This window comes from Streptomyces sp. NPDC102462 (assembly GCF_044765425.1).
Classification (GTDB): domain Bacteria; phylum Actinomycetota; class Actinomycetes; order Streptomycetales; family Streptomycetaceae; genus Streptomyces.
This window is the reverse complement of sequence record NZ_JBIWKB010000056.1, coordinates 21,700-44,791: the sequence shown is the minus strand read 5'-3', so window position 1 is coordinate 44,791 and position 23,092 is coordinate 21,700. Positions and strand designations below refer to the sequence as shown.

14 protein-coding genes and 1 pseudogene are annotated in these 23,092 nt (G+C 69.9%); 13 read left to right on the top strand and 2 right to left on the bottom strand.

Annotation, left to right across the window (positions count from 1 at the left end):
• Window positions 1–64 precede the first annotated feature (64 nt).
• Entirely contained in the window at window positions 65–640 is a 576-nt protein-coding gene (locus tag ACIRFL_RS34360; RefSeq protein WP_404036529.1) for a sigma-70 family RNA polymerase sigma factor, read from the bottom strand.
• Window positions 641–1,181: 541 nt separating this feature from the next.
• Between ACIRFL_RS34360 and ACIRFL_RS34355 the strand changes: the two genes are divergently transcribed.
• From ACIRFL_RS34355 to ACIRFL_RS34310, 10 genes are all read left to right on the top strand, one after another.
• Complete coding sequence (locus ACIRFL_RS34355) at window positions 1,182–3,005, top strand: BTAD domain-containing putative transcriptional regulator (RefSeq protein ID WP_404036526.1); 1,824 nt, start codon at window positions 1,182–1,184, stop codon at window positions 3,003–3,005.
• 230 nt (window positions 3,006–3,235) lie between these two features.
• Window positions 3,236–4,567, top strand: a complete 1,332-nt coding sequence (locus tag ACIRFL_RS34350) for an aspartate aminotransferase family protein (RefSeq protein WP_404036523.1) — start codon at window positions 3,236–3,238, stop codon at window positions 4,565–4,567.
• Window positions 4,568–5,461: 894 nt separating this feature from the next.
• On the top strand, window positions 5,462–7,492 hold the full coding sequence (locus ACIRFL_RS34345) for a hypothetical protein (protein WP_404036520.1): 2,031 nt from the start codon (window positions 5,462–5,464) through the stop codon (window positions 7,490–7,492).
• Between the two features lie 293 nt (window positions 7,493–7,785).
• Window positions 7,786–8,616 carry an RICIN domain-containing protein gene (locus ACIRFL_RS34340; protein WP_404036517.1) on the top strand — a complete coding sequence of 277 codons (831 nt, stop codon included), beginning with the start codon at window positions 7,786–7,788 and terminating at the stop codon, window positions 8,614–8,616.
• A 796-nt stretch (window positions 8,617–9,412) separates the two neighbouring features.
• On the top strand, window positions 9,413–10,102 hold the full coding sequence (locus tag ACIRFL_RS34335; protein ID WP_404036514.1) for an SDR family NAD(P)-dependent oxidoreductase: 690 nt from the start codon (window positions 9,413–9,415) through the stop codon (window positions 10,100–10,102).
• Window positions 10,103–10,375: 273 nt separating this feature from the next.
• On the top strand, window positions 10,376–10,741 hold the full coding sequence (locus ACIRFL_RS34330) for a WXG100 family type VII secretion target (protein WP_404036512.1): 366 nt from the start codon (window positions 10,376–10,378) through the stop codon (window positions 10,739–10,741).
• Window positions 10,742–10,823: 82 nt separating this feature from the next.
• Window positions 10,824–11,138: a WXG100 family type VII secretion target gene (locus tag ACIRFL_RS34325; protein WP_404036509.1), complete on the top strand. Its 315-nt coding sequence runs from the start codon at window positions 10,824–10,826 to the stop codon at window positions 11,136–11,138.
• A gap of 63 nt (window positions 11,139–11,201) precedes the next feature.
• On the top strand, window positions 11,202–12,548 hold the full coding sequence (gene eccD / locus ACIRFL_RS34320) for a type VII secretion integral membrane protein EccD (RefSeq protein ID WP_404036506.1): 1,347 nt from the start codon (window positions 11,202–11,204) through the stop codon (window positions 12,546–12,548).
• Window positions 12,549–12,570: 22 nt separating this feature from the next.
• Window positions 12,571–15,363: a right-handed parallel beta-helix repeat-containing protein gene (locus ACIRFL_RS34315; protein WP_404036503.1), complete on the top strand. Its 2,793-nt coding sequence runs from the start codon at window positions 12,571–12,573 to the stop codon at window positions 15,361–15,363.
• Window positions 15,364–15,425: 62 nt separating this feature from the next.
• A complete protein-coding gene (locus ACIRFL_RS34310) occupies window positions 15,426–15,746 on the top strand; it encodes a WXG100 family type VII secretion target (RefSeq protein WP_404036500.1) in 321 nt (106 codons plus the stop codon).
• 118 nt (window positions 15,747–15,864) lie between these two features.
• On the opposite strand, the gene ACIRFL_RS34305 is transcribed toward ACIRFL_RS34310, so the two are convergent.
• Complete coding sequence (locus ACIRFL_RS34305; protein WP_404036497.1) at window positions 15,865–16,503, bottom strand: hypothetical protein; 639 nt, start codon at window positions 16,501–16,503, stop codon at window positions 15,865–15,867.
• Between the two features lie 212 nt (window positions 16,504–16,715).
• Here ACIRFL_RS34305 and ACIRFL_RS34300 point away from each other — a divergent pair, with 212 nt between their 5' ends.
• The 3 genes and pseudogenes from ACIRFL_RS34300 to ACIRFL_RS34290 all read left to right on the top strand — a co-directional run.
• Entirely contained in the window at window positions 16,716–17,150 is a 435-nt protein-coding gene (locus ACIRFL_RS34300; RefSeq protein WP_359308159.1) for a hypothetical protein, read from the top strand.
• 58 nt (window positions 17,151–17,208) lie between these two features.
• Complete coding sequence (gene eccCa, locus ACIRFL_RS34295; protein WP_404036493.1) at window positions 17,209–21,390, top strand: type VII secretion protein EccCa; 4,182 nt, start codon at window positions 17,209–17,211, stop codon at window positions 21,388–21,390.
• A 78-nt stretch (window positions 21,391–21,468) separates the two neighbouring features.
• A pseudogene (locus ACIRFL_RS34290) lies at window positions 21,469–23,092 on the top strand (hypothetical protein); the annotation flags it as partial.

The following is a 23,092-nucleotide window of genomic DNA, read 5'->3' as shown; positions in this document are numbered from 1 at the left end:
TAGCCGAGCCCGCTGGGCGAGGGAACAGCGCAGAGCGACGCGCCCAGTGGCCGAGAACTCTCTCTCATGCGGCCTCGCATTGCTCCTTCTCCTCGGTGACGTCGCTGCCTCGGCTCCGGAGCATCGTTTTGAGCATGCGAAGGCCGTAGAAGGCGCGGGACTTGACCGTGCCGTGCGGGACGCCGAGGAAGAAGGCCGCTTCCTGCGTGGTGAGGCCTTGGAAGTAGAGCAGGTAGAGCACTTCACGATGAGGGACCGACAACTTCCTCAGCGCCTCGCCGACCACGACGCCGTACAGGATCTGGTCGAAGCCGTCCGACTCCAGGTGGGTGTCGGTGAGCCACTCCACGCTGTCCACTTCGCGGGTACGGGTCCGCCGCCCGCGTAACTCGTCCATCACCAGGTTGTGGGCCACCCGGAAGAGCCAGGGCCGTAGCAGCTCGGCTTCGTCGTTCAGCTCGTGGTGCTGCCAGCAGCGCAGCAGAGTCTCTTGCACGATGTCCTCGGCCCGGTACAGATCGCCCTTCAGCAGACGCAGGACGTAGCTGTGCAGCGGGTCTGCCTGCCTCTCGTACAAGGCGCGCAACGCCTGGTCCTCCGCGGGCCGGGACCCTTCCCCCGCGTTGAGCGACCACCGCATCGCGCATCTCCAGTCGAGCCGTTCGTGATCGGACAGGCGTGTCCGGACGACGGATGAGACGTCCGGGCCCTGTCCTGTACGCGGAAGTCTCAAGAACACATGCCCACACGAGGTTGACGCCTGATTGACGGGGACATCCGTCACCCGCGCCGGCACGGGCGTCCGCCCTTCGAGGGCTCTGCGGTGCAGTTGGGTCAGAATGACCGGGTACGGCGACTGCCCTGGGGAGAGGTCCACCCGCTCATGACGTATCAGGACCGCGTCCGGTAGCTGGACACGTACCTCATACTCTGGCAACGCTTGGGGCTCGGGTCGAGACACGATGGCGGTACTCCATGTCTATGGGCGCGCTCACACGCACTCGTCTCAAGGAGGTCGATACGTCACCACATCGACGGACGCCCGCTCTGACGGTTTCGGAGGGCCGGTGGGCGCGAGCCCGCCCTGTCCGCGTGACCGGAGATCCAGACAAGTACCGAGGAACGGGACGATCCCCAACCCCGTCGATCCGACGCACCACGGTGCGACGCAGCAAACCGCGGTGAGCGCCCTGGAAACCCCGCCGCTGCGCTTCGCCCTCCTGGGACCGCTGCGCGCCTGGCGGGGAGATGAGGCGGTATCTCTCGGATCCCCCCAGCAGCAGGCGGTGCTGGCGGCGCTCCTGCTGCGGCGGAGCCGCCCGGCGACGGCCGAGGAGTTGATCCGCGCCGTCTGGGCATGCCCGCCGGCGGGAGCGGCATCCGTTCTGCGGACCTACATCTCGAAGCTGCGTACCGCCCTGTCCGCGCCGCACGAGCGGCCCGGCCGCACGGGTGTGCTGCGCTCCGTGTCCCGTGGTTATGCGCTGGATCTGCCGGCTGCGGCCAGCGACATCGGGCTGCTGGAGCAGGAGTTGGCCCAGGCTCGCGCGCAGCGGGACGACGGTCACCTGGACGAGGCGCGGCGGTTGTTGCTCCGCGCCCTCGGACGCTGGAACGGATCGCCGCTGTCGGGCGTCCCCGGCCCGCTGGCGGAGGCGGAGCGTGCACGGCTGGTCGAGCTGCGCCTGACCGTCCAGGAGTGCGTCCTGCGCATGGATATGGAACTGGGCTGCTACCAACAGGCCATACCCGAACTGCTCCGGCTGACTGCGGCTCACCCCTTGCGCGAAGGGTTGCGCCGCCTGCTGATGATCGCGCTGTACCGCTGCGGTCGGCGAGCCGAGGCGCTGGCCGTGTACGACGACACCCGCCGCGTACTTCTGTCGGAGCTGGCCGTCGGGCCCGGTGCCTCGCTCCGGCGGTTGAGGGACCGCATTCTCGCGGCGGACCCGGGTCTCGAACCTCTCGCGGAGCCCGGTGCCCCCCTGCCGACCGGTTCCGGTGCGAAGGCAAGCGAGCCCTTGGCTCAATTGCCGACCGATCTCCCTGACTTCACCGGGCGTGTCGCGGAGACCGATGCGCTGGTCGCGGCCCTGTCCGCCGGACCGGACGCGGTGACGCGGGTGGCCGTGGTGACGGGAATGGGCGGTGTCGGCAAGACCAGCCTCGCTGTACACGCGGCTCACAAAGTGGCTCCGGCGTTTCCCGACGGACAACTCCACGTCGACCTCAAAGGCATGGACGGGCTGCCGGCGACCCCGCATGCGGTTCTGGCCCGTCTCCTCAAGACACTGGGTGAGCCGGCGAACGTGATACCGCGCGACCTGGCTGAGCGCGCGGCGCTCTTCCGCACCCTGATGGCGCGACGCAGGATGCTTCTCGTGCTGGACGACGCTCGGGACGCCGAGCACGTGCGTCACCTGCTGCCAGGGTCCCCGCACTGCGCCGTGCTGGTCACCAGCCGTGCCCGGCTCGGCAGCCTGCCGACGACCGTCCGGATTCCGCTGGAGGTCCCACCCCTTGAAACGGCGGTGGAAATGTTCACCCGCATCTCCGGCACGCAGACCCTTGAGACGGACATCCCAGCCCTTCACCGCCTGGGGGAACTGACCGGTCGGCTCCCCCTGGCGGTGCGCGTCCTTGCCTCCCGGCACGCCGCGCGTCCCGGCTGGTCTCTCCCCCAGACGGTCGACGCCCTCGAAGACGACCTGCGGCGGCTGAGCGTGCTGGAAGTGGAGGATCTGTCGGTCCAGGCATCCTTCGAGCGCGGCTACAACCTTTTGGATGAGGGGCAGGCACGCGCGTTCTTGCTGCCCGCGCAGGCAGGATCGCAACGCTTCACCCTTGAGGAAGCGGCGGCGCTGCTGGGTGAGGAACCAGGCGTGACGCGACGCTCGCTGGAGACGTTGGTCGATGCCGGTCTGTTGGAGCCACTGGCCCGGGATCGATACCGATACCACGTCCTGCTTTACCTGTTCGCCAGATCTCGCAATGCTCAGCATTAGGCAGTCGCCACGTCACGGGCAGCTGGGACCGCTGCCGAATTGTCGAATCATTGCTCAATGCTTGCCGCCCGGCGCTGTCGTCTGTCGGATCGTCGGCTCCAAGACGCGCACGGCCGCGGGCAGCTTCTTCGCACCCGCCCACCGGGCCCGTCCTCGACGGTGTGCTGAATGCGGCATGAAGGGCATCGGCTCCTGGACGCGCACGGCGGCCAGGTCCTACGGTCGCGGCCATGGCTGAACCCAAGGCAACTGACCTGAGTGCCGATCCGTTCTGGCGAAGCGCCGAGCGGCATCTCATCCGCTACGGTGCGGTGTTCACCCCCGAGATCATCGAGCGCGCGAGCGGCAGCTTCGTCTACACGGCGGACGGCCGCAAGATACTGGACTTCACGTCAGGGCAGATGAGCGCGATCCTGGGCCACTGCCATCCGAGGATCGTGGAAACCGTGCAGCGGCAGATCACCGGCCTCGACCACCTCTACAGTGGGATGCTGAGCCGGCCCGTGGTCGACCTGGCCCGGCGTGTGGCCGAGAGTCTGCCCGACTCATTGCAGAAGGTACTGCTGCTGACCACGGGGGCCGAGTCGAACGAGGCCGCCCTCCGGATGGCCAAGCTCGTCACCGGCAAGCACGAGATCGTCTCCTTCGCCAGGTCCTGGCACGGCATGACTCAGGCCGCCGCCTCCGCCACGTACAGCGCCGGGCGCAAGGGCTACGGTCCGGGTGCGCCGGGCAATTTCGCCCTTCCCGTGCCCGATCCCCACCACCCCGACTTCACCCGTCCCGACGGCTCGCTCGACTGGCGCCGTCAACTGGACTTCGCCTTCGACCTGATCGACGCGCAGTCCACCGGCAGTCTGGCCGCGTGCCTGGTCGAGCCGATCCTCAGCTCCGGCGGGATCATCGAGCCGCCTCTCGGCTACTTCGCCGCTCTGCAGCAGAAGTGCCGCGAGCGGGACATGCTGCTGATCTTCGACGAGGCGCAGACGGGACTGTGCCGCACCGGTACCTGGTACGCCTTCGAGCGTGACGGAGTCGTCCCCGACATCCTCACCTTGTCCAAGACCCTGGGCGCGGGTCTCCCCTTGGCCGCTGTCGTCACCTCTGCCGAGATCGAACAGGAGGCGCACGACCGCGGATTCCTGTTCTTCACCACGCATGTCGCGGACCCGCTGGTGGCGGCGGTCGGCAACACCGTGATCGACGTCCTGATCGCCGATGACCTCGATGAGCGCGCACGGTCGCTCGGCGCGTTTCTCCGCGACGGTCTCATGGACATCGCGGGACGCCACGCGGTGGTGGGCGACGTCCGCGGACGCGGTCTGCTGGCCGGGCTGGAATTCGTCGTCGACGGCGGTCCTGCCGGGGCAGGTGACGCCCTGGGCGCGCGGGTCACCCGGCGGTGCCTGGAACTGGGACTGCACATGAACATCGTCCAACTCCCCGGCATGGGCGGAACCCTCCGTCTCGCCCCGCCGCTGACCGCGACGCAGGAGGAACTATCCCTGGGGCTGGAGATCCTGGACCAGGCCATCGGTGACGCTCGCAGGCGGACCGAGTGATGTGACGGCGTCCCGGGACGCCGCGCTCGCCTCGGCGCGCGGCAGCCGCATCCGCCGCTGGGGGCCGGCGGGCGGGTGCGGCTCCCCGCACGAGCAGGAGGCCGGCGTGCGGCGGCAGCGGCAACCGGCTCAAGGCGCGCCGGCACCAGCAGCGGCAACGCCCGGCCGGGGCGGCGGCGGGGCCGGGACCGTAGCGAGTCGGGCGGTGGGGTCCGTGCGTTCGCTTCCGTGCCTGAGGAGTTGGCGGCCCGCGGTACGGTCGCGGCCGGGGATCCAGATGGACCCGCCGTCCCGGCACCGGCCAGATCCGCGCCTTCGGGAACGGTGCCGGGCCGTGTCCCGGACGGAGCCGGGAGAGGTTCGTCGGGACCGTTGTCCCCGGCACGGCGGGTGCAGACATGTCCACCTGGGTTGCGGTGAAGGCGAACGCCTCGTCGCAGGGGCGCTGCCGCCTTCCAACTGGGTCGGCCCCGAAAGGCGTTGCTGCGGGGACGGCCCGCGGGGCTTGAGTCCGGGACCGCGGTCCGGGACGTGGCGCCTCAGCCCGGCCGCATGCAACACCATTGCTTCACTTCAAAGGCTGGTTTCGCTTTTGGGCTTCACTATCACGGTAAGAATGCCATCTGGGTACCAGAAACCTCGAAAATGAGCCTGCTTGTACCCCACAGTTCTTCGCCATTCCGGCGGCGACACGCTATCGTGGATCCCCGGTTCATGGCGCACACCACCGCATTGCTCACGGCCGCACCGACGCAGCGGCGACAGCAATCGTCAGGCCGACAAGACGGAGCCCTTCGGCCGTGGAGCGGTTCAGGCGGCAGATGCCGCGTTCCATGCGAGGCCGACCGTTCGACGGCAGTTCACACGTTGGAAGATACGGAAGTACCTACGCCCATGTCTGTCGACTCCCACGGAAACGTGCTGGCCGCGCTGCGGAGAGAATTCTTCACCGGGCGCGTCGCCGAACTGCGGCTGCTGCGGGAGCTGATGAGCGACGAGACCCGGGGCTGCTTCGTGGTGTGGCTGCGCGGCATGGGGGGTGTCGGCAAGAGCACCCTGCTGCTCCGGTTCGCAGACGAGGCGCGGACGCAGGGCACCGCCGTACGCATGATCGACATGCGCTGCACGGATGCGACACCGGATGCCTTCCGGGCCGCTCTGGAGGCGCAGGGACCGCCGGAAGAGGCGCAGTTGCTGCTGATCGATTCCGCGGAGTCGCTGGGTCCGCTGGAGTGGTGGCTGCGCGACCAGTTCCTGCCGCGTATGCCCACGCACCTGCTCGTCGTGGTGGGCTCGCGCCGGCCCCCGGAGACCGAGTGGCGCACCGACCCGCAGTGGTGGCACGCGCTGTGCAGCGTGCGCCTGTCGGGCATGGACGAAGCCGAGGCGTTTCTGCTCCTGCGCAACCGGGATGTGCCGGAGACCTCGGCGGCCGACATCGTACGGGCCTCGCACGGACTGCCACTCGCTCTGGCGCTCTTCGCCGACGCCAGGCAAGCATCCGAGGGGACAGCCGGGCCGAGCCGCGAGCGGGAGCTGTACGACTCGCCGGACCTGGCACGGGAGCTGCTGGGGCGGCTGCTGCGGGAGACCCCGTCACCGGCCAGGACCGACGCGCTCCAGGTACTGGCGCTGGCCCGGGTCACCACCGAGGAACTGGTGCGGCGCACCCTGGAGGTGCCGGTGGCCGAGGCCCAGGTGCTGTTCGCCTGGTTGCACGGACTGTCGTTCGTGGACAGCACCGCCGCCGGGCTCATACCGCACGGGCTGGTGCGAGAAGCGCTGCTGGTCGATCTGCGCTGGCGCGACCCGGAGAAGTACGAGCGCCTTTTCCGCCGGCTGCACGCGCATCTGGCCGAACGGCTGGCCCAACGTACCGGTGGCCGTTGGGCGTTCGGTGCCGGCCTTGCTTACCTCGGGAGGGCGAGTTCCGTCGTCCGCGAGGCGGCGGACTGGAACGGCGCGGACCGTTTCCAGCTGCGGTCCGCACGCCCGAAGGACCAGTACCCGGTGCTGGCCGCCATAGAGGAGGAGCACGGTGTCGCGGCCGGCCGTCTCGCCCGGCAGTGGTGGGATCGACATCCCTCGGCGTTCATCGTCGCTGAGGACGACCGTGGTGGCGTCGTCGGCACACTCGTGGCGCCCTGTGTGGAACCGGGCGTCACGAACCTGCCCGACGATCCGGTCGCGCACGCCGCGCTCGAACACGTCACAGGCAGGTCGTCGCCGCTGCGACGCACCGGGCGACTGCTGCTGGGGCGTTGGAGCACCGGCAGCGCGGTGGCGGCGTGCTCCGCGCTCACCACCTTGTGGGCGACCACGCCGGGTCTCGCGGTGAGCTGGACCTGCGCGGCACAGAAGCAGGAGGAGCTGTCGCGGCTGCTCGGCCTGTACGACCACCAGCCAGGGGAGACGGTCACCGGCGCGGACGGTGAACCGATCCTCTCGTTCGTGCGGGACTGGCGCAGCATGCCGTTCGCCCGCTGGGCGGAGGCACTGAGCACCCGACTGCTGGCCGACGAGCCCGCAGCGGCCTCCGCTCCGGCCGCCGAGCCGGCGACACCCGCCATGCCGTGGCCGGAGTTCGTGGGTGCCGTCAAATACGCCTACCGGAAGATCTCGGAGCCGGAGCAGCTGGCCCACAGCGCGCTTCTGCGCACCCGGCTGGTGGCGTCCGATGCCGGCCCCACCGAGCTGCGCCAGGTACTCACGGAGACCGTCTCGCAGTTGCGGGCGCAGCCCGGCCGGCGGCAGATGGCCGACATCCTGGAGATCACCTATCTGAGCGGCCCACGCAGCCAGCAGGCCGCCGCCAACCGGGCGGCGCTGTCCTTCAGCACCTACCGGCGCCGGCTGTCTGCCTCGCTGGTGACGGCGGCGGAACTGCTGCGGGAGCGCGAGCTGTACGGTCCGGTGCCGCGATGAGCCGCATACGGCCCGGTCCGCCCGCCCCGTGCTCCGGCGGCGGTCTTCGTGTCCGGGGCCCGGCCTCGCGCGCGCCCCCGGTGCCCGGCTGCCCGGACCGGGATCCGAGTGCCGCGTCCGGGGCGGGAACGGAGCGGGCGGGACGGACGCTTCGGCACACCCACTGTTGAAGCCTCTGCGAGTTGGGAACGGCATTGAGTGAAATCGACCAGGACGAAACGAAACGGCGGCAACGGGCGCGGTTCGTCGACGCACTGACGACCAGTGCCCAGCAGCCGGGGGAGCGCTCCCGCATGGGGACCCGAGTCGCCGGCGCGGTGGCCGTGCTGGCACTCGCCGCGGGCGCCACCCTGGGGGTGGGCGCGTGGCGCAGTTACCAGGCAGACGAGGAGGCGCAGAAGGTGGAGCTGGCGGCCCAGCAGGCCGCGGCGCACAAGAAGCTCACCAGTCCCCCGTCGCCGTCCCCCGAACCGAAGGTGACGAAGAAGGAGACGGCGAAGGAGGCGGTCACGGAGCCTGGCACGACCGTTGAGCGGCGGGTGCCCGAGCCCGTCGTCATCCCGTCGGTCTCTCCGACCTCACCGACGAAGAAGCAGACTGAGGTGCGGGCGGAGGACGTGGCCAAGGCCGAGCTGCGGAAGCTGACAGCCGTCTCTCGCACGATGCTGCTGAAGAACGTGTTCACCGGGCTGTGTGCCGATATCCCGTTCAACGGAGCGGGCCAGAAGGGTCAGGACGTCAACCAGTACTACTGCGACGGCACCGACAAGGACAACCAGCTGTGGAGGATGACGTCCCCGCGTCCCGACGCGGGCCCTGGCGGCACTGATCTCGTGCAGTTCGCCAACGTCAAGGACGGTCTGTGCCTCGACCTGCCGACCCGCGGGGGACAGCCTGTGGGGACCGGGCTCCTGGAGGCCCACTGCACCGGAACCATGGGTGACAACCAGCTGTGGTGGTTGGAACCGGCCGGGGACGGCAGCGCCAGGATCCGCAATTACGCCAGCAACCACCTGTGCCTCCAGGTCAATGGCCAGGGCGCCGAGAGGAAGAAGCCGGACCAGCGGCTGGTGATCGGCTTGTGCGATTCGCGGGACGACAACCGCTGGCGGCTGATCGAATGACCGCGGGCGGCTGACACGGTCCGGGCGACCGCTCCAAGACCCGGCGGGAGCCGGCACCCCCGGGCGTCGTCGCAACACGCGGTCGTACCGTTCAGGCTGTACACAGGCGCTCGGCTGGGGTTTCCAGCCGAGCGCCTTGCGTGGTCCGACGGTGCGTCAGGCGGCGACGGAAGGTGCCCCTCTTGGGCCGGCACCCGTCGGCCGGACGGGGCCGTGTCCGGCCGACGCGCCTCCCTCCTGGGCCGGTCCTTCAAGCGACCGGCTCCGACGACCTGCGTCGAGCACTCCATGACGCCGACGTAACTGACCGATCTAGGCCGATGAGTTCAATTCGCTACAGCCATGCACAGAAGATCGCTCACCTGCTGAAGTGGGCCGCCGGATGGCAAGGAGACCTGAGAGGGGAAAGCGCGTGGTCGTACTCCCTCCGGCTGGGAGGTTCACACGCTCTGCTCAACGGGTGGATGAACAACGACAAGTTGACGTCCGCCCTCACCCGGGAAGAACGGGACCTCGTCAACGCGGCTCGCCGGGCGTCGAAGCACAGCAGGGCGAGAAGAGGATTCGAAGAGGACAGGCGGGCCGGGTTGGCGGCTGGTGGCACATAGCTTGTCGGCAGGTTGTCGTGGAATTGCCGCTGACGCTACCTGAGTGGCTGTTCGATATCGTGGGGCGATGACGATTGTCAGCGCTCATCTGAAGCCTTCATGCCATGAGCAGAGTGTCCATGAACGACAGGAAGGCTACCGTCAGTTGAGCCTTGGACATCACGTACGTCAGAATTTAATGTACGTCCGTGAATCTCAGTAAAGCCACGGCACTGATCACCGGAGCCGATCGCGGCATTGGCCGCCATCTTGCGGCCCAGCTCGTCACCCGGGGCGCGAAGGTCTATGCGACCGCGCGTCGACCGGAATCCATCAACATTTACGGTGTGGAGGTCCTGTCCCTCGATATCACCGACCCTGACGCCGTAGCAGGCGCCGCCAAAAAGGCTGACGATGTCGATCTGCTCGTCAACAATGCCGGCATCGGGGGTTCGGCCCTGCTCGGAGACATCGGCGATGTCCGCGCCGCCGTGGACGTGAACTTCTGGGGCACCCTTTCCATGGTCCGGGCCTTCGCCCCGGTCCTGGCGAAAAACGGCGGAGGCGCCATCGTGAACATAGCCTCTTCGTCGTCCTGGTTCGTCTCTCCCGGCGGCAGCGCCCAGGGGCTCCCCAAGGCCGTGGTCTGGAGCATGAGCGATGAGCTGCGCCGGGAGCTGGCCGGGCAGCGGACCCTTGTCACCTCGGTACGCCTGGGAGCGGCCGACACCGCGAGGACAGCGGGCTCGGACGTGCCCGGGATGGCCCCGGCCGATGTCGCGCACGCCGCGCTTGACGGGATCGAGTCCGACGCGTTCGAGGTGGTCATCGACGAGTTCACCGTCATGGCCAAGGCTTCGCTGCGCAGGAGTTCGAGCCGGTCCGAGAACGACGCTTGAACGCCGCCAGGGCCGTTGGGTCCAGGTCATCCCGGCTCGAACTCCCTGGCCGTTGCGGCACAGGCCGTGGCGTCGCGGTGCGGTCCGGTGGTGAGCCGCTGGTTCCGCCCACGGTCAGCGCGGCCAGGGCGACGCCAAGGCGCGAGGCCCGGCGGACTGGGCACGTCCCACGTGTTGTGTTCAGAAGATGCCCAGGTGCTGCTCACCCGGTCCGATCATCGTCACAGCGATGTTTGACTACGGGGCAACGGTCGAGAAGGGCGGATTCCACATATGGCTGTCGAGCCTTCCGTAAGCGTCGGTGGTGTGACGTACCGGGTGACACCGGAGTACCTGGCTGATGCCTCCACCGATACGGCTACCACGGCGACGGAGATCGCCGGACAACTGGCCAATCTGAAGCTCTATGTGACCAGCCTTGAGCAGAGCTGGCAAGGTATAGCCCAGGCCGAGTTCCAGAACCTGATGGCGAAGTACGACGTTTACGCCCGTATGCTCAACGACGCCCTGGACGGAATCTCCAAGGGACTTCAGGGCAACTACGTGAACTACAAGGACACCGAGCAGCAGAACCTGATCAACCTCACCCAGCTGGGCGAAGACGTTCCGAATCCCCCGACCGGAACGAACTTCAACTGATCCGCACGCTGTTCCATCCGCGTATCCAGCCGATTCATCCGCGCGTTCTTCCGCAGGGCCGGGCGCGTTCGAGGAGCGATTCATGGCCAACATCGACAGCACGCCGATCTACGTAGGCGAAGGGCTTGAGGCCGCGGGCAGCACCATCAACGCCAGAGCCGGAGAGATCACCACAGAACTCCAGCTGCTGAAAAACAAGTTGTCGCCGCTCGTCGACGCTTGGCGGGAGAGCGAGGCCGCCACCTACTACCAGGACATGCAGAACGGGTGGGATCTGGCGGCCAACGGCCTTTTCGGAGAGGACGGCGTGCTCGGCCGCATTGCCCATGCCATGAATGTCAACTGGAACAACTACAGTGACGCCGAGTGGGCGAACGTGTCCACCTGGCGGCAATGACGCACCGCATTTCTCACCCCCTCTCTTTGCGCCTCCGCTGTCTGAACACCGAAGGAAACGTCCGTGCCCGATGAACGCTGCCGGGTCACCGTGGTCGGCGAACGCAGGCAGGTCGACCTGGCACTCCCAGCCCAGGCCCCGATCGCCGAATACGTCCCGCGACTCGCCACCCTGTGCGGCCAGCCCGAGTCCGAGGGCATGCCCCCGGTCTGGACACTCGCGCCGTCGGGAGGTTCCCCGATGGCCCCCGGCGACACGCTGTCGGGGGCAGGCATCGTGGACGGTGCCACCTTGTACCTGCGCGACCAGCGCGCCGCGGAGCTGAGCGAGCTGACCGTCACCGACCTGGACGAGCAGATCGCGAACGCCCGCGAGGACGGCGGCCTGTGGAGCGCCCGCCGGCGTGCCCAGAGCGTTCTCGGTGCCGGTCTGGTGGCCATGGTGATCTCGGCCGCCTGGCTCGGCGCGCATCGGATCGCGGGCGTGGCCGTGCTGTTCTTCGTCCTGGCCGCGCTGTGCTCTGCGTTGCTCGCCTGGTATTCCGAGCGCAAGAACTGGCCGCTGCCGCGTCCGGTGCGCCAGCTGCTCGCGCTGGCCGCCTGCCCGCTGCTGGCCTGTGCCGGCCTGGGAGCGCCGGTCCATGGCCCGGTGGCCACTCCGTTCCTGGTGACGGGCACCGCGGTGATCGGCGCGCTCGCCGGAGTGGTCGCCTTCCCGGCCCCTGCCACGGTGGTACTCCAGACTCTGACGCTGGTGACCGCGTTGTTCGTGGCGCCGCTGGCCGTGTTGGGCGCGAGCCTGACCAGCTCGGCGGCGACGGTGGCCCTGGTGCTGTTCGTGCTGACAGGGCTGCTGCCCCGGATCACCAGCCAGATCGCGGTGCTCGTGCCCGACGGTCCGGACACCGGCGCCCCCGCCCTGGGCAGCGAGGAGGTCGCCGCCGTCGTCCGCCGGGGCAATGGGCTGCTCACCTTCCTCAGCATCGTCACCGCGACCGTCCTCACGGCCGCTCTGCTCACCCTGACCACCTCGCGGGACGTGTACGCCCTCTCCCTGGTGGCCTGCGTCAGCGTCGGGCTGCTGCTCCAGGCCGGCTCGGTGCGCGTGCTGTCCAGCGTGATCCCGCTGCTGTCCACCGGAGTGCTGGGGCTGGTCGCGCTGGCCGTACGAGTGCCCGAGTACGTCTTCGACTCGCGCACCGCGGGAGCGCTGGCCGCGTTCGCGGCGGGTGCCGTCCTGGTGGCCTGCGGGCTGTTCCTCGCCTTCGGCGCGGCCCTGCGTCCCATCGAGCCGGAGCGGCCCAGCTGGCCCGGGGCCGTCGTCACCGCTCTCGTCGTCGCCGCCCTGCCGCTGACCGCCGGTGTCTTCGGTCTCTTCGGCTGGCTGGCCGGCCTGGGCGGTGACCTGTGACCGACGGGCGGACCGGTGGACCATGCGTGAGGTGAAGTCGGTCGCCCAGCGTGTGGCCCCGGGCAGTTGGGGCGCGCACCGTTCCATCGGCGCGGCCGTCAGGGACGCCAGGCCCGGCGGGGTGATCACCGTGCAGGCCGGGACGTACACCGAGGGCCTGGTGCTGGACAAGGACATCGTCCTGGTCGCCAAGGGCACCGTACGGCTGGTCGCGCCGCGCGGCCCGGCCGTCACCGTGCACGCGGGCCGCGCCGAGCTGCGCGGGTTCACCCTCGTCTCCCCCGCGCCCCGGGAGGCCGCGGTGCTGCTGCGCGGTGGTGAACCGGTGCTGCGGGATTGCGAGATCACCGGCGGTCGCGTCGAGGTCGCCGCCGCGGCGGCTCCGTTGCTGAGCGGCTGTTCGGTGCGGCAGGCCGAGGGCATGGCGGTGCGTCTGACAGGCACCAGCCGCACCACGCTGGAGGCCCTGACGGTCGGCGGCTGCGCAGGGGACGGCGTGGTGGTCGAGGACGAGGCGGCCCTCGAACTGACCGACGCGCTCGTGGACGGCGTCGCCGGACACGGCATCGTGGTGACCGCCGGCGCGCAGGCGGCTCTGACCCGCTGCGAGATACGCGGCAGCGGCGCCGCCGCCGTCCTCGTGGACGGACACGCCTCCGCGGCGCTGCGCGAGTGCCGCCTGTACGAGGCGGGCGGTCAGGGGGTCTGGGTACGCGGCACGGCGGGCCGCTCCCCGGGCCCGCAGCGCCCCCGGCGGTGGGACGCCCGTCCGTCCGGCGAGGACCAGAACCCGGTGGCGGCCTCCTCCTCGGCCGATGCCGCGGGCCGCTCCGCCGACCGGGCCCAGGGCGTACGGCTGCGCGACTGTGAGATCTTCCGTACCGGACGCTCCGGTGTACTCGCGGAGGACGCGAGCGCGATCGTGCTGGACCGCTGCCACGTGCACCGCACCACCGGTGCCGCGGTGCTGGTCACGGGAGAGGCCGTCGCGGAACTGGTCTCGGTCAGGGCCGTGGACTGCGCGGACACGGCGCTGGTCGTCAGCGCGACCGGGAACGCCACCGCGCGCGACTCCACCTTCGCCCGCACCGGTGCCAACGGGCTGTACGCGACGGGCGGGGCCGAGGTCTCACTGACCGGGTGCACCGTGCGGGAGACCGCCTACACGGCCGTGCATCTGGGCGGCTCGGCGCGGGTGGAGGCACGGGACTGCGCGATCGGGGGCACCCCCGAGTACGGCGCACGTGTCACCGAACGGGCCGAACTGCTGGCGGAGCGGTGCGAGGTGACCGACGTCGAGCTGACGGGGCTGTGCGTGGAGGGCGGCGACGCGACCCTGCGCGACTGCCGGATAGAAGGCGACCGCGACGGCGTACGCCTGACCACCACCCACCGGCCCCTGCTGGCTCACTGCGCCGTCACCTCCATCGGTGAGACCGGTGTCCGGGTCGGCCGGGACACCGGCGCCCTGCTGGAGAACGTGACGATCACCGGTGCCACCACAGGTCTGCTCCTGGAGGAGGACAGCACGGTCCTCGTGGAGGGCGGAGCGGTACGCGAGTCCCGGGGCAGCGGTGTCGTCGTGTACGCGGGGGCCCGTCCCACCGTCCATGGCCTCACCGTGGCGTCCGCTGCGAAGAACGCGCTGTACGTCGGGGACGGGGGCGAAGGCCGCTACGACGACTGTCACTTCACCGGGAGCCGTTTTCCCGCCGTCTACGCCGGTGCCCGCTCCAGGATCGTGCTGCGCCGCTGCGTCGTGGACGGCACCGAGACGGACCTGCTGCGGGACGAGGAGGCCGAGGTGTACGCGCAGGACTGTCATGTCGAGGATGTGACCGATCCGGTGCTGCCGACCTTGCCGCCCCCAGCGGCGGAGCAGGGGAGCACTCCAGTGCCCGGCGTCCGCAGGGCGGTGGCCACCGGCGGCACCGCGCAGGAGGGCGAGCAGAACCCCGAGGCTCCCGAGGCGACCGCGGCGAAGCTGGAGGAACTCCGCGCCGAGCTGGACCAGTTGGTCGGCCTGGAAGGTGTCAAACACGATGTGGTCACGCTCACGAGGCTGATGCAGATGGTCAAGGCCCGCCAGGACGCCGGGCTCGCGCCGCCGCCGCTGAGCAGGCACCTGGTCTTCGCGGGGAACCCCGGCACCGGCAAGACCACCGTGGCCCGCCTCTACGGCGGCTTCCTCGCGGCGCTCGGTCTGCTCAGCCGCGGTCACCTGGTCGAGGCCGACCGGGGAGACCTGGTCGGGGAGTACGTCGGGCACACCGCGCCCAAGACGACCGCCGTCTTCCGGCGCGCCCTGGGCGGGGTGCTCTTCATCGACGAGGCGTACTCCCTGGTGCCCCAGGGCCAGTTCACCGACTTCGGCTCGGAGGCCGTCTCGACGCTGGTGAAACTGATGGAGGACCACCGAGACGAGGTGGTCGTCATCGTCGCCGGATACCCGAACGAGATGAACCGGCTGCTGGAGTCCAACGCCGGCCTGGCCTCACGCTTCACCCGCACCCTGCACTTCGACGACTACTCCTCGTCCGAACTGGTGCGCATCGTCGAGCACCAGGCCGACAGCCACCAGTACACCTTCGCGCCGCAGACCACCGCCGCGCTGCACGACTACTTCGAGATGCTGCCGCGCGGCGAACAGTTCGGCAACGGACGCAGCGCCCGGCAGGTCTTCCAGCGGATGACCGAGAGGCACGCGCAGCGCGTGGCCGAACTCGGTCTGAGCGCCGTCGATCTCGCATCGGCCGACGAGGAACTGCTCACCACTCTCCTGCCCGTGGACCTCCCCCCGGAAGAGGTTCTCTGAGCAGGGCAAAGAGGCAGGACGCCAGAGGACTTCGGACCGGGTGAAAGACAGGTGTCTCCCAGATGGCAGAACAAAGCACGCAGGACTGGCTCGCGAACCTCGCGGCGCTGAAGGAGGCGATCGGCACTGTGGGGCGGGAGTCGACGGAGATCACGACCGGCATGGCGTCGATCGCCGCCAAGATGAACGACATCGGCCCCTCATGGAACAGTCCGTCCTACGCCACGTTCGACGACATCAAGTCGTGGTTCCTGGCCTGCCAGCAAGACCTGGAAGCGCTGATGGAGGACATCCTCCGCCGGATGAACACCACGTACTCGAACTACCACAACGCGGAGGGCACGAACTACAGCAACGTCACCGACGGGCCGTCGGATGGCTGAGGGGCGCCGCGGTGCGCCCGGGGCGCCGCACGCCGTCCAGCATGCGGCGGTCCGGCGCGGCACGGCGCACGACCGCCCCGCTCCGCACCTGCGGAACGGGGCGGCGCGGCCCGCCGGTTCAGGCCTTGGGCGGGGGAGCGGGAAAGCGGGATTTGCGGTCGGCCTCCGCGTAGACCTGGCCGGAGTGGTTGAGCAGCGCGATGTACTCGCCCAGTTTCTCGATCGTGGCGCCGACTTCGAGCAGCGCGCGCTCCATGGCCGGGTTCATCTCGGCGGCGAACGTCTCGCCGGTTTTGGCGAACGGGTTGTCGACGGACTTGCCCTGCTGCGGGTCGTACGACATCGAATTACTGTTGTCTCCCCCTCTCTCGTACTTGTCCTTGGCGCCCTGTCCGAAGACGGTGTCCTTGACGGCCGCGACCAGGGCGCGGACCTCCTCGTACTTGTCCACCGCGCCACGTGCCTCGGTGAGCATCGACTTCTCCGCGGTGCGCAGCGCGCCGAGGTCGACCCTCAGATCCCCGGAGGGTTCGGTGATCTCCTCCGACTGGGGTCCGTCCCCGCCTCCCGACAGGTCCTTCGGGTCGATGTTGAAGGAGGGCGGCACGTCCCAGACGACCTCTGGATCCGGTACCAGGTAGCTGAGGTCCTTGCCGTTGTCCGCCGAGGGATCGGCGACTCCGTCGCCGTCCTCGTCCACCATCTCCGCCTCGGGAAGCGGTGTTTCGTCGTACTGCGAGTCGATCGGTCCGGTCACGGTGTCTCCTTCGTCTCTCACGCGTCGACTTCCCGGCCCGGTGTGCGGGCGACGCGGCATGCCGGGTGGCCCGCGGGGCGCCGGCCCCGAAGAACCGATGCCAGGTTAACCGCTTATGTGATGAATTATCAGTGCGGTTTCCTTTCAACCTCCTTGAGTGAATCACCCCATACCTCCCAGATCGTCGGATCGTGACCCGAGGAAGGTGAGCCATGGCTGACAGCGAAGCCGCCAACTACGACATCTCCGTCATCGATGTGTCCCCGGCCGGCCTGAACGTCACGTCCAAGGCACTGGTCGAACTCTCCAAGTCCGTCGCCGAGCGCATCGGCACCATTCACACCACACTGAACGGGCTGCGCGTGGCGTGGCAGGGCCAGGCCGCCTCGGACGCCGAGAAGGTGCAGAACGAGTGGGCGCGGGTCATGACCGAGCTGTTCGGTACCGAGGAGGACCCGTCCCTGGGGGTCCTGCCCACGCTGGCGGACGGAGTCGGCATGGCCTGGGGCAACTTCAGCGTGGCCGAGCAGGGCGTCACCAAGATCTTCACCGAGTTCCTCACCAACCTGACCGCGACGGGCAGCGGTGATCCCGAAGAGGTCACCGACACCAACCGGACAGCGGTCACCATGACCTTCCCCTACTGAGTACCGCCTTCTCCCACTCCCCGTGTCCCACACCCCGACAGGCAGCTAGGCAGTCACCGTGAGTCGAATCCCGTTCCACCGCCCCGTCCGGATGGCGCCCCCACCGGTGCCGGAGGGCATGACGAAACTGGCCTCACCGCCCCAGCGGCCCCAGCCGCAGGGCGCGGCCGGATGGCTGATGCTGCTCCTGCCGCTGCTGTCCAGCGTGAGCATGGCCGCGTACATGGTGGCCTACGGCAAGGCATGGATGATCCTGCTGGGGTTCGCCTTCGTCGTGGTGTCCGTGGGCATCACCATCGGCGTGCGGATGCAGCTGCGGAGCAGTCGGCGCCGCAACCAGTTCCGGCAGCGGGAGCGGTACCTGGAGTACCTGGCCGGTGTACGCAAGCGGGCTCAGCTGAGCAGGGTCGGCCAGCAGGCCGCCGACGCCTGGCGGCATCCGCACCCCGAGCGGCTGTGGGCGATAGCCACCCAGCGGCGCCGGGTGTGGGAACGCCGCCCCGGTGACACCGACTTCCTCCAGCTGCGGCTCGGCACCGGCACGGTGCCGCTGGCCGACGCGCTGCGCGTCCCGGAGCAGGGCGATCCGACCATCGAGGTCGACATCCAGTGCCAGCACGCCGCCGCCGAACTCGTCAAGGCGCACAGCACGGTGGACGGCCAGGCCGCCTGGCTGGACCTGCGATCGTCCGGCGTGGTCAGTCTGCTGGGGCCGCGCCCGCGCACCCGTGAGCTGGCCCAGACCCTGCTGCTGCAGCTGTCGGTGCTGCACGCCCCCGACGACGTGCGGGTCGCGGTCGTCACCGGCGGCAACTCCGCCTGGGACTGGGCGAAGTGGCTGCCGCACACCCAGGACCCCGACCCGCGGGCACAGAGCCGCGAGCAGGAGGTCGTCCCCCTGCTCGCCGACGACCTCGCCGGAATCCACGATCAACTGCGGGCCGCCCTCGACGAAGCGGTCGCGGCCCGCGCCGAACGCAACGGCCGTCTCATCGCCCAGCGTGACAGCGGCCCGCGCCGCCACCTGGTCGTCTTCCTGGACGACTACGAACCCGGTGCCTCCTGGGCCCGATCCGCGCTCCTGGCCGACCTGTTCACCGAGGCGGGACCCGACCTCGGGGTGCACGTGGTGTGCCTCGTGGAGGAGGAGGGCTCCGAACCGGGCCGGGTCGACGTACGCGCCCGTACGGACGCACGCGGTGGACTCGTCCTGGAGGGACGCATGCCGGGCCTGTACGCGGCGATCGAGAAGGGCGCCGCCGACGAGCCGGCGCCCGCCGTCCTGGCGGCCACCGCGCGTGCGCTGGCGCCGCTGAGGCTGTCCGGCGAACGCGAACAGGTCCTCGCTGAGGACGTCTCCCTCTCGGGGATGCTCGGCTTCGCGGACATGGCGGCCTTCGACCCGGCCGCCGGGCGGCGCAGCCCCGACGCGAAGGACCTTCTCAGCGTCCCCATCGGGGTGACCGGCACCGGCGAACCGCTGCACCTCGACCTCAAGGAGTCGGCGCAGGGCGGCATCGGCCCGCACGGGCTGGTCGTCGGCGCCACCGGGTCCGGCAAGAGCGAGCTGCTGCGCACCCTCGTCACCGGTATGGCCATGGTGCACGCGCCGGAACACCTGGCCTTCGTCCTCGTCGACTTCAAGGGCGGCGCCACCTTCGCGGGCGTCACCGAACTGCCGCACGTGTCCGGCCTGATCACCAACCTCGCCGACGACCTCGCACTGGTGGACCGGATGCGCAAGGCCCTGCAGGGCGAACAGCAACGCCGGCAGCGGATGCTGCGGGAGGCCGGGAACGTCGACTCCGTGCGCGAGTACCAGCTCCGTCAGGCCGCCGGCGGCACCGACGTCAACGGCAAACCGCTCGACCCCCTGCCCTACCTGTTCGTCATCGTCGACGAGTTCGGCGAACTTCTCTCCCAACGGCCTGACTTCATCGAACTGTTCGTCCAGATCGGCCGGGTCGGGCGCTCGCTCGGCATGCACCTGCTGCTGGCCACCCAGCGCCTTGAGGAAGGCAGGCTGCGCGGCCTGGAGTCCCATCTGTCCTACCGGATCTGCCTGCGGACCTTCAGCGCCGCCGAGTCCCGTGCCGTCCTCGGCACCCCCGACGCCTACGCGCTGCCCGCCATCCCGGGCTCCGCCTATCTGAAGGTCGACGAGTCGATCTACGAGCGCTTCCGCGTCGCACACGTGTCGGCGCCCTACCGCGAACAGGACTCCGACGCCGCTGCCGTGGCCGCCGAACCGGTTCCCTTCGCCGTGCACGGAGCCCTCGCCCCGCTCGCACCCCAGGAGAACGAGGCGACCCGCCGGGAGTGGACCCCGGACGGGGGCGCGACCGAGCTGCAGATCGCGGTCGAGCGACTCGTGAACAAGGACATCCCGGGCCACCAGGTGTGGCTGCCCCCGCTGCCCGCGCACTTCGCCCTCAGCTCGCTGCTCGGCGAGCCGGAGGTCGACCCGGAGCTGGGCCTGCGCTGCTCCCTGTGGCCCTACACGGGCCGGCTGGTGTTCCCGATCGGCGTGATCGACGTGCCCTCGCGCCAGGAACAGATCCCCCTCACGGCGGATCTGACGGGACGCCAAGGGCATATCGCGCTGGTGGGCGCCCCGCAGAGCGGCAAGTCGACCTTCCTGCGCACCGCGATGCTCAGCGCCATGCTCACCCACACCCCCGAAGAACTGCAGTTCTACGCCATCGACATGGGTGGCGGCTCGCTGCACGGACTGAGCGACGCACCCCATGTCGCCGGCATCGCGGGCCGCCGCGACGAGGAGCGGGTGCGCAGGGTGCTGGCCGAGGTCAGCAGCCTGGTCACCGCACGCGAGCGGATGTTCCGCGACCTGCGCATCCAGTCGGCGGCCGAACTGCGCACCCGCCGCGCCGAGGGCGACCTGCCCGAGGGCGTGCGGGCCGCGGACATCGTGCTGGTCGTCGACAACTGGGCCGCTCTGCACACCTCCGACGACAACGCCGTCACCACCCTCACCGACATCGCCGTCCGCGGCCTCGGTGTCGGAGTCCACCTGTGGCTGACCGCCAACCGGTGGGCGGAGATCCGCGTCGGCCTGCGCGACAACATCCCGGGCCGTCTCGAACTGTGGCTCAACGACCCCTCCGAGTCCGAGATCAGCCGCCCCGCCGCCCGTGCCCTGGGCCAGAGCGTTCCGGGCAGGGGGCTGGCCTCACCCGGACTCACCCACCACATCGCGCTGCCCCGGCTGGACGGCGTGGACGGCATGGACGGGATCGCCGACGCCGAGCGCCGGCTGGTGTCCAGGATCGCGGAGAGCTGGCCGCGGGCCGCTGCCCCGGCGTTGCGCGTACTGCCCGACCGGATCACCGTCCGCGAGTTGTCCGCGGCCGGGGCGCCGACGCCCGCCGAACGCTGGGAGGGCCACGGCGCCGCCCTCGGCGAACGCGAGGTACCCGTCGCGCTGCGCGAGTCCGACCTGGCTCCCGTCGGACTCGATCTGACCTCGAACGACCCGCACTTCGTGGTCTTCGGCGACTCGGGATCCGGCAAGACCGCGTTCCTGCGTGCCTGGATGCGCGGTCTTGCCGCCCGCCACACCGCCCACGAGCTACGGTTCATGATCGTCGACTACCGGCACAGTCTGCTGGGCGTGGTGGCCGACGAGTACATCGGTGCCCGCGGCGGCAACTCCGACCTGGTCGCCGGACAGGTCGCGGCCCTCGCCGAGACGCTGCGCTCCCGGATGCCTCCGGCCGACATCACCCCCGCCCAGCTCGCCGAGCGCGGCTGGTGGGAGGGCCCCGAACTGTACGTCGTCGTGGACGACTACGACCTGGCGGCGGGCAGCATGGGACGCGGCCCGCTGGCTCCGCTGGCCGAGTTCATCCAGCAGGCGGACGAACTGGGCTTCCACCTCGTACTGGCCCGCCGGGTCGGTGGCGCCGCCCGAGCCCTGCTGTCGGACCCGCTGCTGAGCAGGCTCAAGGAGATCGGCTCCGGTGGCCTGCTGCTGTCCGGCGACCACCGCGAAGGGGTCCTCATCAACGAGCAGCGCGCGTACCGCCGTCAGCCCGGTCGCGGGATGCTGGTCCGCCGGGGCCACGAGCCCACCCTCGTCCAGGTCGCCCTGGACGAGCGGGACGTGCCGGCCGAGGAGTTGGCGATGCCGTCGAGCACCGGCGCCGGTGATGAGGGGGGCGGTGGGCCCGGCGCCGAAGGCCCGCCCACGACGCGAACACAGCCGGTGATCCGGACCTAGCCACCTGCACGGACCGCCCGGTGCGGCACCAGTCAGGCGACCGTCGAACACATCACGCCCAGGGAGGGCGGCCTCACCATGGAAGACGCGGATTCCGTACTCGGCGATATCAAGGTCGAGGAGATGTACGCCCTGGGCAATGCCTGGATTCAGCTGGGTGACGCTCTTCACGAGCGCCGGGTCGCCATCAATGGCCACGTGGACGGCATCGGCATGACCGGGGCAGCGGGTGATGAGGCGCGCCGGGCGTGGGAAGAGGGTCTTGCCCTGACGTTTGATGCCGCTGCTGAGAAGGCGTGGACGATCGGGCAGACGATCAACCAATACGCCGACGAGTTGTACAAGGCGGCCGAGGAGTACGCGGAGCAGCTCAACGCCGCCATGTGGGCGAATATCCTGGGCGTCATCGCCGGGCTCGTCCTCATCGGCCTCGGCCCGATCCTCGCACGGGTGCTGTCGATCGTCGGTTCGCTGCTGGCCAGGCTCATCCCCATCGTGACCGCGATCGGGAGCCGGCTCGGCACCGTGGGGGGCGCGATCGTCGGTGCCGCCGGGGGCGCCGTTGTCGGTGCGGGGGTCGAGGTGGCCCTCGACCTCGGTCTCGGCGCGTTGGGTGCTGAGATCGCGGGTGCCGACTTCGACGTGTCCTGGACCGTGGCCATCAGTGCGATCGTCGGGGCGGGCTTCGGCGCGCACGGCGGCGGCTTGATGGGCTGGCATTACGGCGGTGGGGGGCGCTCCTTCGTTCCCAAGCCCACTCCTGGTGGCGACGCCCCGCCGGCGTCCGTGCCTCCCGGTGTCACCCCGTCCACCGTCAAACCCATGCCGGGTGGCGGCGATGGGACGGTTCCGCCTCTGTCCCGGACGCCTGACGGCGACCTCTCCCTGCCCACCCCTGACGGCCTGGGCAGGGGAGACGGATCGCTGGCTCCCCCTCCGTCCGGCGGCAGGGACGGCGTCTCCGTCAGGGACACCACCCCCACCAACAGCGGCCCCGGCAACGGACGTTCGGGCGACCTCGGTATGCCCGCCCAAGCGACGAAGACCGACGGTTCCTCCACGGCACCGGTTTCCACCCCGCTACCGGGCCGCGGGAACTCGCCGACGGAGACTCCCGGCTCGGCCCCCCAGCCGGGTCCGGCCGGACGCGACAGCGGCAGCACCCCTGCCCCGCAGCCGCCGGTCACCACGCGTCCCGTCGGCTCCGGGGACGGGGCCGGCCTCACCCCGCCCGCCGGGAAGCGCCCCGATGGCCCCCCGGTCGCTCCGGACTCCCGGGTCACCCCGGACTCCCAGCCCGGGGGCACACCGCCCAGGAACCACGGTTCCGATTCGCCTGTCGCGTCCAGCATCCGGCCGCCGGGTAACCACCCTGGCAGCCCGAACCGGTATGACGACTCGGTTGATTATGTGGGTGGTCCGCAGAACAACCCGCATCGGACGCAGGGGAACAAGCCCGGCCCGACGGGGGACAAGCCGGGTCGGACGGGGGAGTCTTCCAGGTCTGGTGGTTCGGATCCCAGGGTGAATCCGGGGCAGCGGTTGGAGGATGGTCAGCGGGTCGAGCCGGATTGGGGGTCGGGGGAGTCTTCCAGGTCTGGTGGTTCTGGTGGTTCGGATCCCAGGGTGAATCCGGGGCAGCGGTTGGAGGATGGTCAGCGGGTCGAGCCGGATTGGGGGTCGGGGGAGTCTTCCAGGTCTG